The sequence below is a fragment of the Miniimonas sp. S16 genome (assembly GCF_057748195.1).
Map to the genome: position 1 here is coordinate 849,176 of NZ_CM173242.1, position 14,744 is coordinate 863,919.

9 protein-coding genes are annotated in these 14,744 nt (G+C 74.0%); 5 read left to right on the forward strand and 4 right to left on the reverse strand.

What is annotated here, in order from left to right; genetic code table 11:
• Positions 1 to 58: 58 nt before the first annotated feature.
• The gene (locus AC3AQ1_RS03810; RefSeq protein ID WP_108717881.1) at positions 59 to 1,183 is read right to left on the reverse strand and encodes a 6-phosphofructokinase; all 1,125 of its coding nucleotides are present in this window, start codon (positions 1,181 to 1,183) and stop codon (positions 59 to 61) included.
• 182 nt (positions 1,184 to 1,365) lie between these two features.
• On the opposite strand from AC3AQ1_RS03810, the gene AC3AQ1_RS03815 reads away from it, so the two are divergent.
• The 3 genes from AC3AQ1_RS03815 (at position 1,366) to glgB (ending at position 8,883) form a co-directional block, all read left to right on the forward strand.
• Complete coding sequence (locus tag AC3AQ1_RS03815) at positions 1,366 to 3,399, forward strand: alpha-1,4-glucan--maltose-1-phosphate maltosyltransferase (RefSeq protein ID WP_180359667.1); 2,034 nt, start codon at positions 1,366 to 1,368, stop codon at positions 3,397 to 3,399.
• Between the two features lie 128 nt (positions 3,400 to 3,527).
• The gene (treS, locus tag AC3AQ1_RS03820; RefSeq protein ID WP_108719960.1) at positions 3,528 to 5,210 is read left to right on the forward strand and encodes a maltose alpha-D-glucosyltransferase; all 1,683 of its coding nucleotides are present in this window, start codon (positions 3,528 to 3,530) and stop codon (positions 5,208 to 5,210) included.
• Positions 5,203 to 8,883, forward strand: coding sequence for a 1,4-alpha-glucan branching protein GlgB (gene glgB, locus AC3AQ1_RS03825; RefSeq protein WP_234417745.1), 3,681 nt, complete (start codon positions 5,203 to 5,205; stop codon positions 8,881 to 8,883). Before treS ends, glgB begins: the two co-directional genes overlap by 8 nt.
• Before the next feature lie 117 nt (positions 8,884 to 9,000).
• On the opposite strand, the gene AC3AQ1_RS03830 is transcribed toward glgB, so the two are convergent.
• Genes AC3AQ1_RS03830 through AC3AQ1_RS03840 form a run of 3 tightly spaced genes read right to left on the reverse strand, consistent with a single transcriptional unit; the run spans position 9,001 to position 12,341 of the window.
• Positions 9,001 to 9,945 carry a tetratricopeptide repeat protein gene (locus tag AC3AQ1_RS03830; protein WP_108717883.1) on the reverse strand — a complete coding sequence of 315 codons (945 nt, stop codon included), beginning with the start codon at positions 9,943 to 9,945 and terminating at the stop codon, positions 9,001 to 9,003.
• A 60-nt stretch (positions 9,946 to 10,005) separates the two neighbouring features.
• Positions 10,006 to 11,007, reverse strand: coding sequence for a DUF8094 domain-containing protein (locus AC3AQ1_RS03835; protein ID WP_108717884.1), 1,002 nt, complete (start codon positions 11,005 to 11,007; stop codon positions 10,006 to 10,008).
• The gene (locus AC3AQ1_RS03840) at positions 11,004 to 12,341 is read right to left on the reverse strand and encodes a hypothetical protein (protein ID WP_108717885.1); all 1,338 of its coding nucleotides are present in this window, start codon (positions 12,339 to 12,341) and stop codon (positions 11,004 to 11,006) included. Before AC3AQ1_RS03840 ends, AC3AQ1_RS03835 begins: the two co-directional genes overlap by 4 nt.
• A gap of 157 nt (positions 12,342 to 12,498) precedes the next feature.
• On the opposite strand from AC3AQ1_RS03840, the gene AC3AQ1_RS03845 reads away from it, so the two are divergent.
• Complete coding sequence (locus AC3AQ1_RS03845) at positions 12,499 to 14,097, forward strand: coiled-coil domain-containing protein (protein WP_159096365.1); 1,599 nt, start codon at positions 12,499 to 12,501, stop codon at positions 14,095 to 14,097.
• 4 nt (positions 14,098 to 14,101) lie between these two features.
• Positions 14,102 to 14,509 carry a hypothetical protein gene (locus AC3AQ1_RS03850; protein WP_108717886.1) on the forward strand — a complete coding sequence of 136 codons (408 nt, stop codon included), beginning with the start codon at positions 14,102 to 14,104 and terminating at the stop codon, positions 14,507 to 14,509.
• Positions 14,510 to 14,744: the final 235 nt, after the last annotated feature.

Genomic DNA, 14,744 nt, shown 5'->3' on the forward strand with positions numbered 1-14,744 from the left:
GGGGCGGCCCGTTCGCTCACCGGCACGGGGCGACGACGCCCCGCGCGGTGCTGGCGCGTCAGTCCCCGAGCCCCGTGCCCACCTTGCGCGCGGCCGTGACCCAGTCGTGCTCCAGCGGGACGAGCTTGACCTTGCCGGCCACGTCGGCGAGCGGGACCGGCTCGGTGCCCTCGCCGCGCGCGGCCACCATGTACCCCGACTCCCCCGCGGCCACGAGGTCCGCGGCGGCCGCGCCGAGCCGCGTGGCCAGGATCCGGTCCGCCGCCGACGGCGAGCCACCGCGCTGCACGTAGCCCAGGATCGTCACGCGCGCCTCGAGCCCGGTGGCCGCCTCGAGCTCGCGCGCGAGGGTGAACGTGTGCTCGCGCTGGGAGTCCTCGACGTGGCGCAGGTGCGCGCGCGCCGCACGCTGGGCCTCCGGGGTCCGAGCGTTCTTCACGAGCAGCTGCGCGGCCTGGTAGTCGGCGGTGTCGGCGACGTCGCGCGCGCCCTCGGCCACCGCGACGACGGAGAACGTCGAGCCCCGTGCGGTGCGGGCGCGAATGGTCTGCGCGACCGACTCCACGGTGTACGGGATCTCCGGGATGAGGATGATGTCCGCCCCTCCCGCGATGCCGGCGCCGAGCGTGAGCCAGCCCGCGCGGTGCCCCATGATCTCGGTGAGGATGATGCGGTGGTGGCTGTGCGCCGTCGAGTGCACGCGGTCGATCGCCTCGGTCGCGATCTCGAGCGCCGTCGCGAAGCCGAACGTCGTGTCGGTGAGCGCGATGTCGTTGTCGATCGTCTTCGGCAGGTGGATGACGCGCAGGCCGGCGTTCGCCAGACGCATGGCGTTCTTCGCGGTGCCGCCGCCGCCGAGCATGATGAGCGCGTCCAGGCCGGCCCGCTCGTAGTTCTCCACCACGGTCGGCACCATGTCGACCGGGCCGTCGGGGGTGGGGAACTTGTGCACCTTGTCCCGCGAGGTCCCCAGGATGGTGCCGCCGACCGTGAGGATGCCGGACAGCGCTCGGCCGTCCAGCGGCTCGTACCGGTCCTCCACGAGTCCCGTCACGCCGTCGCGGAACCCGACGAGCTCCATGCCGTACTCGCCGATCGCGGTCTTGCCGAACCCGCGGATGGTGGCGTTGAGCGCGGGACTGTCCCCGCCCGCCGTGAGGATGCCGACCCGCTTGGTGCCCATCGCCGCCTCCTGTCGCGCCGCACCGCGCGAGCGGCGGCGGCGCCGGGCGCGCGCCGTCACCCGAGGGTGCCGGACGTGGCCGCCCGGGCGGACGGCCACGCGCAGTCTGCCCGAGGTCTGTTTCCGTGTCGTGACGTGCGTCCTCTCCCGGTGCGGTGACGAACCCCACTAGGTTCGGTGGTGTGACGTCGACGCCAGCCCCTCGCCCCACGCCGCACACCCCGATCGGTCGGATCCCCGTGATCGACGTGGGTCCGACGGTCGAGAACGGGCGATGGCCCACCAAGGCGGTGGTCGGCGAGGTCGTCCCGCTGCGCGCCACCGTGTTCCGCGAGGGACACGACGCCGTCGCCGCCTCGGTCGTCCTCGTCCGCCCCGACGGCACGGTGCACAGCCGCGAGCGCATGACGTGCGTGAACAGGGGCCTGGACGACTACCGCGGCGTCGTGGTGCCGGACGCCACGGGCGACTGGACCTTCCGGGTCGAGGGGTGGTCGGACCCGTACGGCACGTGGGCGCACGACGCCGACATCAAGGTGCCGGCCGGGATCGACGTCGAGCTCATGCTCGCCGAGGGTGCCCTCGTACTCGACCGGGCCGCGGCGGCGATCACCGACGGCGCACCCGCCGCCGACGCGCAGGTCCTGCGCGACGCCGCGGCGGCGCTGCGCGACACCGACCGGCCGCCGCTGCACCGCCTCGGCGCGGGCCGGTCGAGCGCGGTGACCCGTGTGCTGGACCGTCACCCCCTGCGCGACGCCGTCTCGCCGAGTGCCGACTACCCGCTGCGGGTGCACCGCACGCGCGCGCTGTTCGGCTCCTGGTACGAGCTGTTCCCCCGCTCGACCGGCGCGTGGCAGGACCCCGAGACCGGCGCGTGGCGCTCGGGCACCCTGCGCACCGCCGCGGACGGGTTGGCCCGGGTCGCCGAGATGGGGTTCGACGTCGTCTACCTCACGCCGATCCACCCCATCGGCACGACGAACCGCAAGGGGAGCAACAACACGCTCGTCGCCCAGCCGGGCGAGCCCGGGTCCCCCTACGGGATCGGCTCGGCCGAGGGCGGCCACGACGCGATCCACCCGGACCTGGGCACCTTCGACGACTTCGACGCGTTCGTCGCCCGGGCGCGCGAGCTGGACCTCGAGGTCGCGATCGACATCGCGCTGCAGGCCTCCCCCGACCACCCGTGGGTCACCGAGCACCCCGAGTGGTTCACCACGCGCGCCGACGGGACCATCGCGTACGCGGAGAACCCGCCGAAGAAGTACCAGGACATCTACCCGCTCAACTTCGACAACGACCCCGAGGGCATCTACGCGGCGATCCGCGACATGCTCGAGCTCTGGATCGAGCACGGGGTCACCGCGTTCCGGGTGGACAACCCGCACACCAAGCCGCTGGACTTCTGGGAGCGCCTGCTCGGGGAGATCCACGACGCCCACCCCGAGGTGCTGTTCCTGTCCGAGGCGTTCACGCGCCCCGCGATGATGCGCACGCTGGCGGCGATCGGGTTCCACCAGAGCTACACGTACTTCACGTGGCGCACCACCAAGCCCGAGATCGAGGAGTACCTGGCCGAGGTCTCCGGCGACTCCGGCGCCGTGCTGCGGCCGAGCTTCTGGCCCACCACGCACGACATCCTCACGCCGTACATGCAGCAGGGCGGGGTCGCCGCCTTCGCGATCCGCGCCGTCCTGGCCGCGCTCGGCGCGCCGACGTACGGCATCTACTCCGGCTACGAGCTCGTGGAGAACGTCCCGCGCCCCGGCGTGGAGGAGCAGATCGACAACGAGAAGTTCCAGTACGTCTCCCGCGACTGGTCGCGCGCGGACGACCTCGGCATCGCGCGCCTGCTGGGCATCCTCAACGACGTGCGACGCCGGCACCCCGCGCTGCAGCAGCTGCGCAACCTCACGGTGCACTCGTCCTCCGACCCCGCGACGGTCGTGTTCTCGCGCCACCTCGCGGCCGAGCACAGCCCGACCGGCCGCGCCGACACCGTCGTCGTGGTCGTCACGCTCGACCCGTTCACCACCCGCGAGGGCGTGGTGCACCTCGACCTCGGCGCGCTCGGCCTGCCCCACCCCAACGGGGGGACCCGGTTCACGGTGCGCGACGAGATCACCGGGGCCCGCTGGGAGTGGGGCACGGAGAACTACGTCCGGCTGGACCCGCGGTTCGCCGTCGCCCACGTCCTGGCGGTGGGCGAGTGACGCCGCCGACCGCGTTCACGCGTCCCCAGCCCGGCGACTCCGCCGCGTCCGCTGCGAGGCCGGGCTCGCCGTCGGACCCGGGCGCGACGGCGAACCCGGCCTCCCCGGGGGCGACCCACCCGGGCGAGGTGGAGCAGGCGGACGCGCGCACGGCCGACCCGGAGTGGTACCGCACCGCGGTGTTCTACGAGGTGCTGCTGCGCGCGTTCGACGACTCCACCGGCTCCGGTACCGGGGACATCCCCGGCCTGATCCGGCGCCTGGACTACCTGCAGTGGCTCGGCGTGGACTGCCTGTGGCTGCCGCCGTTCTTCCCCTCGCCCCTGCGCGACGGCGGCTACGACGTCGCCGACTACACCTCGGTCGCGCAGCAGTACGGCACGATCGAGGACTTCGAGCGGCTCGTGCACGAGGTGCACGCGCGCGGCATGCGCGTGGTCATCGACCTCGTGATGAACCACACCTCCGACGCGCACCCGTGGTTCCAGGCCTCGCGCAGCGACCCGGACGGGCCGTTCGGGGACTACTACGTGTGGCGCGACGACGCCACCGGCTACCAGGACGCCCGGATCATCTTCATCGACACCGAGACGTCCAACTGGACGTACGACCCGGTGCGCGGGCAGTACTTCTGGCACCGGTTCTTCTCCCACCAGCCCGACCTCAACTTCGACAACCCCGACGTCCGGGAGGCGATGTTCGACGTCGTGCGCTTCTGGCTGCGCACGGGCGTGGACGGCTTCCGGCTGGACGCCGTGCCCTACCTGTTCGAGGACGAGGGCACCGACTGCGAGAACCGGCCGCGCACGCACGAGTTCCTCGCGGACCTGCGGGCGATGGTCGACGCCGAGGCACCGGGCACGATCCTCCTGGCGGAGGCGAACCAGTGGCCGCAGGACGTGGTGGCCTACTACGGCACGGCCGAGCGGCCCGAGTGCCACATGTGCTTCCACTTCCCGGTGATGCCGCGCCTGTACTACGCGCTGCGGGACCAGCGGGCCACCAACATCGTGGAGATCCTCCACGAGACGCCCGACATCCCCGCCGGCGCGCAGTGGGGCACGTTCCTGCGCAACCACGACGAGCTCACGCTCGAGATGGTCTCCACGAACGAGCGCGCCGCGATGTACGGCTGGTACGCCGAGGACCCGCGGATGCGCGCCAACGTCGGCATCCGGCGCCGGCTCGCCCCGCTGCTGGGCAACTCGCGCGCGGAGATCGAGCTCGCGCACTCGCTGCTGCTGTCACTGCCGGGCAGCCCGTGCCTGTACTACGGCGACGAGATCGGGATGGGCGACAACATCTGGCTGCCCGACCGGGACGCGGTGCGCACGCCCATGCAGTGGACGCCGGACCGCAACGCCGGGTTCTCCACGGCCGACCCGGGCAAGCTCTACCTGCCGGTCATCCAGTCGCTCGTCTACAACCACCAGGCGGTGAACGTCGAGTCCCAGCAGGCCCAGGGCACCTCGCTGCTGCACTGGGTGCGCGGTCTGCTGGCCGTGCGGCGGCGCCACCCGGCGTTCGGCTCCGGGGAGTACGTGCCGCTGCCGAGCGACAACGACGCCGTGCTCGCCTTCCTGCGCCGGATGCCCGGACGCGACGGCGAGACCGTCCTCTGCGTCGCGAACGTCGCCAACACCCCGCGCACGGCGACGGTGCGCCTGCCGGACGTGGCCCGCGCCCACCTGCGGGACGTGTTCGGCGGGACGGAGTTCCCCCCGGTCGTGCCGCACGCCAGCGGCGGCGGGGCCGTGATGCTCACGTTCGGCTCGCGGGACTTCTTCTGGCTGGAGGTGCGACGTGGCTAAGATCCACACCGGCGCGACCCTCGTCCCGGGCAAGCTCGAGCTGCTCGCCCCGTGGCTGCCGCACCAGCGCTGGTACACGGGCAAGGGTGGGGCGGGTGAGCTCCCGGTGCTCTCGAGCGCCGGCGGCTTCCGGCTCGACGACCCGGCGGGCGACGTCGGGATCGAGGTCCTTCTCGTCACCGACTCCTCGGGCGCCGCGCCGGTGACCTACCAGGTGCCGCTCACCTACCGCGGCGCGCCGCTGGCCGGGGGCGAGCAGGCGCTCGTGGGGACGCTCGAGCACAGCGTGCTGGGGCGCCGCTGGGTGTACGACGCGTGCTACGACCCGGTGTTCGCCGCGACGTTCCTCGACCTGTTCACGGGCAACGCGCAGGCCCAGGCGCGCACGCCGAGCGACACCCCCGAGCCGCGGGTCGTCGGCAGCACGCTGGGGCACGCCGCGCACCTGCACGTCACGGGCCACCAGGTCCTCGCGGGCGAGCAGTCCAACACCTCGCTCATCTGCTCGCTCGCGACGGCCGACGGCACCGCTGCGGCGCCCGTCATGGTCAAGGTCTTCCGCGTGCTGGCCGCGGGCGAGAACCCCGACGTCGTGCTCGCCGGGGCGCTGTCCGCCGCGGGCTCGCCGCACGTGCCCCTCGTGTTCGGCTCGGTGCGCGGCGTGTGGACCACGCCCGACGGGGCCGAGGTGAGCGGCCACCTGGCCTTCGCCCAGGAGTTCCTGCCCGGCGTGGAGGACGCGTGGCGGGTGGCCTCGCGAGCGGCGCTGGCCGTGGAGGACTTCGCCGACCGTGCGCGCGAGCTCGGCGCGGCCACCGCGGCCGTGCACACCGCGCTCGCCGCCTCGCTCGGCACCGCCCCCAGCACGCCGCAGGACCGTGCGCGGCTCGTCGCGGAGGTCCGCGCCCGCGCGGAGGTCGCCCTCGCCGAGGTGAGCGACCTGGACCGCTGGAGCGGCGCCGTGGCCGGCGTGCTCGCCACGCTGGAGACGAGCGCGGACTGGCCGCCGCTCCAGCGCATCCACGGCGACTACCACCTGGGGCAGGTGCTGCGCACCGACCGCGGCTGGGCCGTCATCGACTTCGAGGGCGAGCCCCTGCGCCCGCTCGCCGAGCGGACCAAGCCCGACCTCGCGCTGCGCGACGTCGCCGGCATGCTGCGCTCGCTCGACTACGCGGGCGGCAACGCCGAGCAGCAGGGCGTGGACGCGCGGGCCTGGGTGCAGGCCGCGCGCGAGGCGTTCCTCGCCGGCTACCGGGAGGCCGGCGGGGTCCTGCCGGACGGTCCGCTGCTGCCCGCGCTCGAGCTCGACAAGGCGCTGTACGAGGCCGTGTACGAGGCGCGGAACCGCCCGAGCTGGCTGGGCATCCCGCGGGCGGCGCTGGCGCGCCTGCTCGCCCCGCGGGAGGAGCAGAATGGGCGCGTGCCCGACGATGAGCACACCACGACGGACGGAGTACCTATGACCACCCCCGCTCCCCTCGCACCGGCCCCGGTCGACCACGCGATCCTCGGCCCCGTCGCTCGAGGGGAGTACCCCCTGCCGCACGACGTGCTCGGCGCGCACCCCGCCGACGGCGTGGTGACCCTGCGCACGCGGCGACCGCTCGCGGACAAGGTGACGTTCCTCGTCGCGGGCGACGACGGCGGGACGACCCGCGTGCCGGCGACGCACGAGGTGGACGGCATCTGGGTCGCGGCGGTGGCCGGCGAGCACGTGCCGGACTACCGGGTCGAGGTGGTCTACGACGGCTACGCGAGCGTGGTCGACGACCCCTACCGGTTCCTGCCGACCCTCGGCGAGATCGACCGCCACCTCATCGGCGAGGGCCGCCACGAGCGGCTGTGGGAGGTGCTCGGGTCGCACCTGCGCACCTTCCCGTCCGTGCTCGGCGACGTGCACGGCGCGTCGTTCGCCGTGTGGGCTCCCAACGCCGCGGCGGTGCGCGTGGTGGGCGACGTGAACGGCTGGGACGGCCCGTCCAGCGCGATGCGCTCGCTCGGCTCCTCCGGCGTCTGGGAGCTGTTCATCCCGGGTGCGGCGATCGGCAACCGGTACAAGTACGAGATCCGCTACCAGGACGGCTCCTGGCACGAGAAGGCCGACCCGATGGCGCGCGCGTGCGAGGTTCCGCCCTCGACCGCGTCGGTCATCACGGATGCGTTCTACGAGTGGCAGGACGACGACTGGATGCGTCGGCGCGCCGAGACCGACCCGCACTCCGGGCCGATGTCGGTCTACGAGGTGCACCTCGGCTCGTGGCGCAAGGGCCTGTCCTACCGCGAGGCCGCCGAGCAGCTCGTCGAGTACGTGACGTGGCTCGGGTTCACGCACGTCGAGCTCATGCCGCTCGCCGAGCACCCGTTCGGCGGGTCGTGGGGCTACCAGGTGACGTCGTACTTCGCGCCGACGTCGCGCTTCGGTGTCCCGGACGACCTGCGCTACCTCGTCGACCGTCTGCACCAGGCCGGCATCGGCGTGATCATGGACTGGGTGCCCGCGCACTTCCCCAAGGACGCCTGGGCGCTCGCCCGGTTCGACGGCACGGCGCTGTACGAGCACCCCGACCCGCGGCGGGGGGAGCAGAAGGACTGGGGCACCTACGTCTTCAACTTCGGCCGGACCGAGGTGCGCAACTTCCTCGTCGCCAACGCGGCGTACTGGCTGCAGGAGTTCCACGTCGACGGTCTGCGCGTCGACGCCGTCGCGTCCATGCTCTACCTGGACTACTCGCGCGAGGCCGGCGAGTGGGAGCCGAACGTCTACGGCGGCCGGGAGAACCTCGAGGCGATCTCGCTGCTGCAGGAGGCCAACGCGGTCGCGTACCGGCTCGCCCCGGGCGCCATCACGATCGCCGAGGAGTCCACGTCCTTCCCGGGCGTCACGACGCCGACGAGCGGCGGGGGCCTCGGGTTCGGCCTCAAGTGGAACATGGGCTGGATGAACGACACGCTGCGGTACGTCGCGGAGGACCCGGTCAACCGCCGCTACCACCACGGCGAGCTCACGTTCTCGCTCGTCTACGCGTTCTCCGAGCAGTTCCTGCTGCCGATCTCGCACGACGAGGTCGTTCACGGCAAGGGGTCGCTGCTGGCCAAGATGCCCGGCGACCACCGCACCAAGCTCGCCGGGGTGCGCGGCCTGCTGTCCTACCAGTGGTCCCACCCGGGCAAGCAGCTGCTGTTCATGGGGCAGGAGTTCGCCCAGGGCGCGGAGTGGAACGAGGAGCGCGGGCTGGACTGGTGGCACATGGACGACCCGGGCCACCACGGCGTGGCCGAGCTCGTCCGCCGGCTCAACACGGTCTACCGCGAGCACCCCGCGCTGTGGGCCGACGACTTCATGCCGGGCGGCTTCCAGTGGCTCGACGCCAACGACGGCGACCACAACGTCCTCGCCTACCTGCGCACGGACGCCGCGCGCGGGGGCGACGACGTCGTGGTGGTCGTGCAGAACTTCTCCGGCATGACGCACGAGAACTACCGCGTCGCGCTCCCCTCCGGCGGGACGTGGCGGGAGATCCTCAACACCGACGCCGAGGAGTACGGCGGCTACGGCGTGGGCAACCTCGGCGAGGTCGAGGCGCGGCCCGAGCCCTACCACGGCCGGGCCTGGTCCACCACGCTGCGGGTGCCGGCGCTCGGCGCGGTCTGGCTCACACCGAAGGGGTAGGCGTGCGGGTCGCGCTGCGGCCCGCACGTGGTGCGCGACGGCGAACGCTCGCCGTCGCGCACACCGCGCCTTCGCCGTCGGGCGCCTCGCGAGGGGGCGCGACTCAGATGCCGCGACTCAGAACAGCGCGAGCGCGAGGTTGCGCCGGGCGACCTTGAGCTCCTCGGCGTTGGGGTCGACGAGCTCGAAGAGCGAGACGAGCCGCTTGCGGGCGGTCTCGCGCTCGGGTCCGGACGTCGCCCGCACGACGGCGACGAGGCGCGCGAACGCGGCGCTCACCCGGCCCGCGGCCATCTCGATGTCCGCCGCGAGCAGCTGCGCCTCCACCGCCGTGGGACCGGCCGCGTCGGCGGCCTGGAGGTCGGCGACCGGGTCGGTCACTCCGTCGAGCCGCTCCATCAGGACGACCTGGCCGAGCCCCGCCTTGGCGTCGAGGTCGCCGGGGTTCTCGTTGAGCGCCTGCTGGTAGGCGGCGGTCGCCGCGGCCCAGTCGCCGCGTTCGATGGCCTCGTACGCCGCGGCGTGCAGCGGCGGGACCTCGGGCTCGGGCTCGGGCTCGGCGTCGGGCTCGGCGTCGGCACCCGCGACGGTCCCCGTCACGCCGGCCTGGGCGGCGGCCTCGAGCACCTGCTCGAGCACCTGCGCGACCTGCTCGGGGCTCGGCGAGCCCTGGAAGAGGGGCAGCGGCTGACCCTGGATCACGGCGAGCGCGCACGGCACGCCCTGCACGCCGAACACCTGGGCGATCTGCGGCTGGGCGTCGGCATCGACCCGGGCGAGGACGAACCGGCCCCGGTAGGCGATCGCCGCCTTCTCCAGCGTCGGCGTCATCTTCTCGCCGGTCGCGGACCGGCTCGCCCCGATCGCGACGATGAGCGGGACGGTGGCGGACCCCTCGACCACCTGCTGGAAGTTCTCCGGCGTGAGGTCGACGATGACGCCGGGCGGCGCGGCCGCGGCCGCCTTGGCGGAGGCGGCGGCCGCCTGCGCCTGGGCAGCGGTCGGCTTCTGCAGCATCGACAGGTCGACGGCACCCCGGGGGTCGAAGCGGGGCTGACTCATGGTGCTCCTCGGAAGGGTGAGCCGGACGTGCGCCGGCGCGGGGTCGGGACGGGCGGGCGGTCAGTCGACGCGCTCGACCTTGGACAGGACGCGGTCGGCGCCGAGCAGCTGCATCTGCGCGCTCGATCCCGCCGGCGGGATGTACAGGGTGACCATCTGCGAGTAGGTCGCGTTCGCCGCGGCCGTGACCTCCTCGGTGCCGCCGAGGGCTGCGTAGAGGCTGCCCAGCTTCAGCGTGGAGCCCTCGACCGTCTTGCGGAAGGTGACGACCGTGTCCACCGAGGCCATCACGAGGGCCCCGCCATCGGCGGTGCCGATGCCGAGCACCACGGACCCCGGCGTGGACGTCGTCGTCACCGAGCCTGCGGCCGCGACGTCGGAGGTCAGCCGCGCGATCTCGTCGGCGAAGAACGTGCGGTAGGGGTCGGCGGGGAACTCCCCCGCGTACTGCCCCTGCGGGTTGGCGATCGTGTCCGCGAGGTGGGCGACGGCGTCGGTCGGCGTCATGAGCAGGCCGGTCTGGTCGGCGGTCACGGGGGCGCTGCCGATGTCGGCGGACGCGAACGTGGGCGTCGTGACCCCCGGCAGCAGACGCGACCAGGCGACGAGCTTGTACTGGTCGCGCGGGCTCTGCTGGACCAGGCCGAGGTACAGGCGCGCCGTGGTGCCCTCGGTCGGGTTCGTCACCGCGAGGATCTCCCGCGGCCACGAGTCCGTGGCGGTGATGACCGTGATGTCGGAGTCCGTCCACAGCTTCTGCGGGACCTCGGTGCCGCCCGTGGCGCTCTGCAGCTGGTACTGGGCGCGCCGGATGTCGGACGCCGGGGCCACCACGCGCGGTGCGAGCTCGTCGGCGTTCGCGGAGGCGTCGGCCACCTCGATGACGTCGCCGACCTGGTCGAGGATGTCCTGGGCGCGGCTCTCCGACACCGACGGCGGCGCGAACTCGGGGACCGCGGGCGGCGTGAAGGTCGGCACCGGCTCGGGCGCGCAACCCGCGAGCAGGACGGCCCCGAGGGCGGCCGCCGCCGCGCCGCGCAGGAGGCGTGGGTCGCGGCTCATCGCTCGTCACCCTTCTCGCTGGTCTCGGCCGTGGGCTCGTGGTCGTCGGTCGGCTCGGCGGACTCGTCCGGCTCCGTCGTCTCCGTCGGCCTCGTGGCTGCCGGTTCGTCGTCGGGCGCGGGCTCGACGGCGAGCGCGGGCTCGTCGCTCTCGTCCGCGGGCTCGCCGTCGTGCGCGACCGCGGGCTCGCCGTCGTGCGCGACCGCAGGCTCGCCGTCGTGCGCGACCGCGGGCGCGCCCTCACTCGCCACCGCGGCCGAGCCGGCGCCGGCGGCCGGCGCGGCGACGCCCCAGCGTCGACGCCACGCGTCGGAGTCGCCACCCGCTTCCTCGGCCGCAGCGTTCGGCGCCGTGGCGCCGGCCTCGCCGCCGCCGTCGCCGCCCTGGCGCAGCCAGCTCGGGTAGGCGTCGGGCGCGTCGGGGGCGGAGGCGACCTCGGGCGCCGCCGCGATGCCCGCCGCGATCTCCTCGACCGGCTTCTCCCCCGCCTCGACGGCCCGGAGCTGACGCAGCTGGCGTCGGGTGAGGATCTGTGTCTCGACGGTCTCGGGACCGGGGTCGGACAGGGCCGATCGGGCCTCGCCCGAAGCTGCACCGTCTCCGTCGGACGCCGCCGCGGCCGTCGCACCGGTCCCGGCGCCCACGAGTGCCGCGTCGGCAGAGCTCGCCGAGTCGGCGCCCTCGGCGCCCGAACCACCCGCAGACGGACCGTCCGGCCCGCCGTCGGTGCGCGGCGTGCGCGCCGCGAACGACCAGATGAGGACCCCGAGCCCGATCACGAGCGCGGCCACCCCCGCCGCCACGAGCGGCACGAGGTAAGGCGTCTCGACGTCGCGCTCCCAGGTGAAGGACACGGTGGGCGCCGGGCCGGCGCTGCCGTCGCGCGCCACGAGGAGCACGGTGCGGTCCTGCGGGACGTCCCACTGGAAGGACACCTCGCCGGTGCCCTGCTCGGTGCGCAGCCACATGTCGCTTCCGACCGGGTCGGGCGCATCGCCCACGCCCTCGGTCTCCTCGGTCGTCAGCGCGTCCCAGTCCGCGAGGCCCGTGACGTGCTGCACCCCGGCGTCGGCCACCCAGCCGTCGACGTCGACATCGCGGCCGAAGATCACGGCGACCGCCTGGTCCGGGCTGTCCGCGGTGACGGTGATGGTGACGAAGCGGTTGACGATCCCGGCCACGCCGGGCTCGACGACGACGTACGGCACGTCGGCCTGCGGGGTCGTCACGGTCACGACGTCCGAGGTCCGCCACTGGGTGGCGGACAGGATCCCGAGGGTGATCGAGGCCGCGCCGAGCAGCATGAGCAGCATCCCGACGACACGACGTGCCATCCGGTCCTCCCTTCGGGACTGACGTGGGTCGGTCCGACGACTCGGGCGGTGCGCCCCCGGCAGCGCGACCGGCGGTACGAACGCGCCGCTCCAGGGTACCCGTCCCGGTTACGCTGGACGGGTTGAGTCGAGGATCGATGGCGGGAGCGGGACAGGGATGAGCGACGAGCAGAACACGTTCCCGGTGGTGCTGCGGGGCTACGACCGCGCCCAGGTCGACCAGCACATCGCCGACCTGCAGCGCACGATCGCCGAGGCGCGCCGTCAGGTCGAGGCCTCCGACGCCGAGGCGCTGCGCCTGGGCGGTCAGCTCTCGGAGGTCCAGCGCGCCCTGAGCGAGACCGAGACCCCCACCTACGCAGGACTCGGCTCGCGGATCGAGCACCTCCTGCGCTCCGCCGAGGAGCAGAGCACCGACGTCGTCACCCAGGCCACCAAGCGGGCCGAGACCCTCGCCGCCTCGAGCCGGGCCGACGCCGAGCGCACGCTCGCGAGGGCCGAGCGCGAGGCGGCCGACCTGGTCGCCGCGGCGCGTCGCGAGGCCGAGCACGTCACGATCGCCGCCCGCACCGAGGCCGACAGCGTCCGCTCGAACGCGACACTCACCGCGACCGAGCTCGTCGAGTCCGCCGAGCGCGAGGCCCGGGGCGTGCGGGGCGCGCTCGCCACCGAGATCTCCGAGCGGCGCGGGGCGCTCGAGCGCGAGCTCGCGGCGCGCACCGCGCAGGTCGAGCGCGAGACCACCGAGCTGCGTCTGGCCACCGAGCAGCAGGCCCGCGACCTGCTCGCCACCGCCACCGCCGAGGCGGCCCGCCTGCGCAAGGAGGCCGAGGAGTTCGCGACCGGGCTGCGCGAGCGCAGCCGCGGCGAGGCGGAGGCCCTGCTCGCGGAGGCGTCCAGCACCGCCGCCGGCGTGACCGCCGACGCCGAGGAGCGCGCGATCGCGCTCGTCGACCAGGCGACGCGCGAGCGCGCCGAGGGCGAGCTCGACATCGCGCTGCGCCGGGAGGCCGCCGAGGCCGAGAACACCGAGCTGCACGCGGCCGCCAAGGCGGACGTCGACCAGCTGCTCGCGGACGCCCGGGCCCAGGTGGCCGACGCCGAGCAGCGCGTGGTCGACGCGCTCGCCCGCGCCCAGGCGATCGCGAGCTCGTCGGAGGCCTCCGCGGCCCAGACCCTCGGGTCCGCGCGCGACCAGGCCGACCGGATCGTCGCCGACGCGAAGGAGCAGGCCGACCGCACCCTCGCCCGCGCGAGCGAGGAGGCCAAGCGGCAGCTCGGCGAGATCCGCGACGAGGTCGCCGACCTCGAGAAGCAGCGCGAGGCGATCACCACCTACCTCGACGAGCTGCGCGGCCTGCTCGGCTCCTCGACCGTGCCGGACGCCAGCCTCATCGAGAAGGCGGACCAGGCCGAGGCCGCGCTGCGCGAGGCCACCGAGAACGACGGCGAGCAGGGCTCCGCACGCAAGGCCGCCTCGAGCGACACGCCCGAGGGCGACGGCGCGCCGTCGGACGAGACGGGGGCTGAGGCACCGGCGTCCGCCGAGGTCGACGTCGAGGCCGACACCGACACCGACACCGACACCGACGACGACATCAAGGCCGACTCCGAGGCCGATGCCGAGGCCAACGACAACTCCGGCGACGACTCCGACGACTCCGACGACGACTCCGAGCACACCGAGGTCCTGACCGCGGTGTCCGAGTCGAGCTCGGCCGAGGAGACCACGGACCCCGCCGCGGCCCGTCGCTGAGGCGATGGACGAGCAGGACTGGGCCCAGGGCCGCCGGGAGGCGGCCGCCGAGCACGCGCGTCGACTCGTGGCGCGCAAGGACGCCGAGGCCGAGCGCGCGCAGGCGATGATCGACGCCTTCCTCGCCACCGCCGAGCGCGACGCCGTGCCGCCCGAGCCCCTCGTCGTGCGCGGTCGCAAGGGCGGCCAGGCGAAGTCGGGGTTGATGGGCTGGTACCTCAAGACGGACCGCTCGGTCGCGGTGGCCACGGACGGCCACTTCTACGTCATGACGGCCGACCTCGGCCTGGTCGAACGCATGCGCGGCTACCGCCCGAAGCCCGTTCAGCCACCCCTCATCGTGGGCGAGGGCGGCGGAGACGGCGAGACGATTGACATGGACGCCGCTCTGGCGCGCCACCTGCGCCACTAACCCGCCGGGCCGGATGCGTGGAGCTGCCGGGCGCATGTTCGCAAGACTCGCGAAGTGGCGGACCGAGCGGGGGGGACGAGCGAAGCGAAGCGGCGGACGACGCGAGCGGCGGCGAAGCCGTCGAGCCGTAGCGGAGCTCGCGAGGAACGAGCGAGCGTGAGCGAGGCGAGCCGCCGCTCGCGTCGTCCGTCGCTTCGCACCAGCCCTCAAGCGCCAGCCCGCGCACACCGGCCAG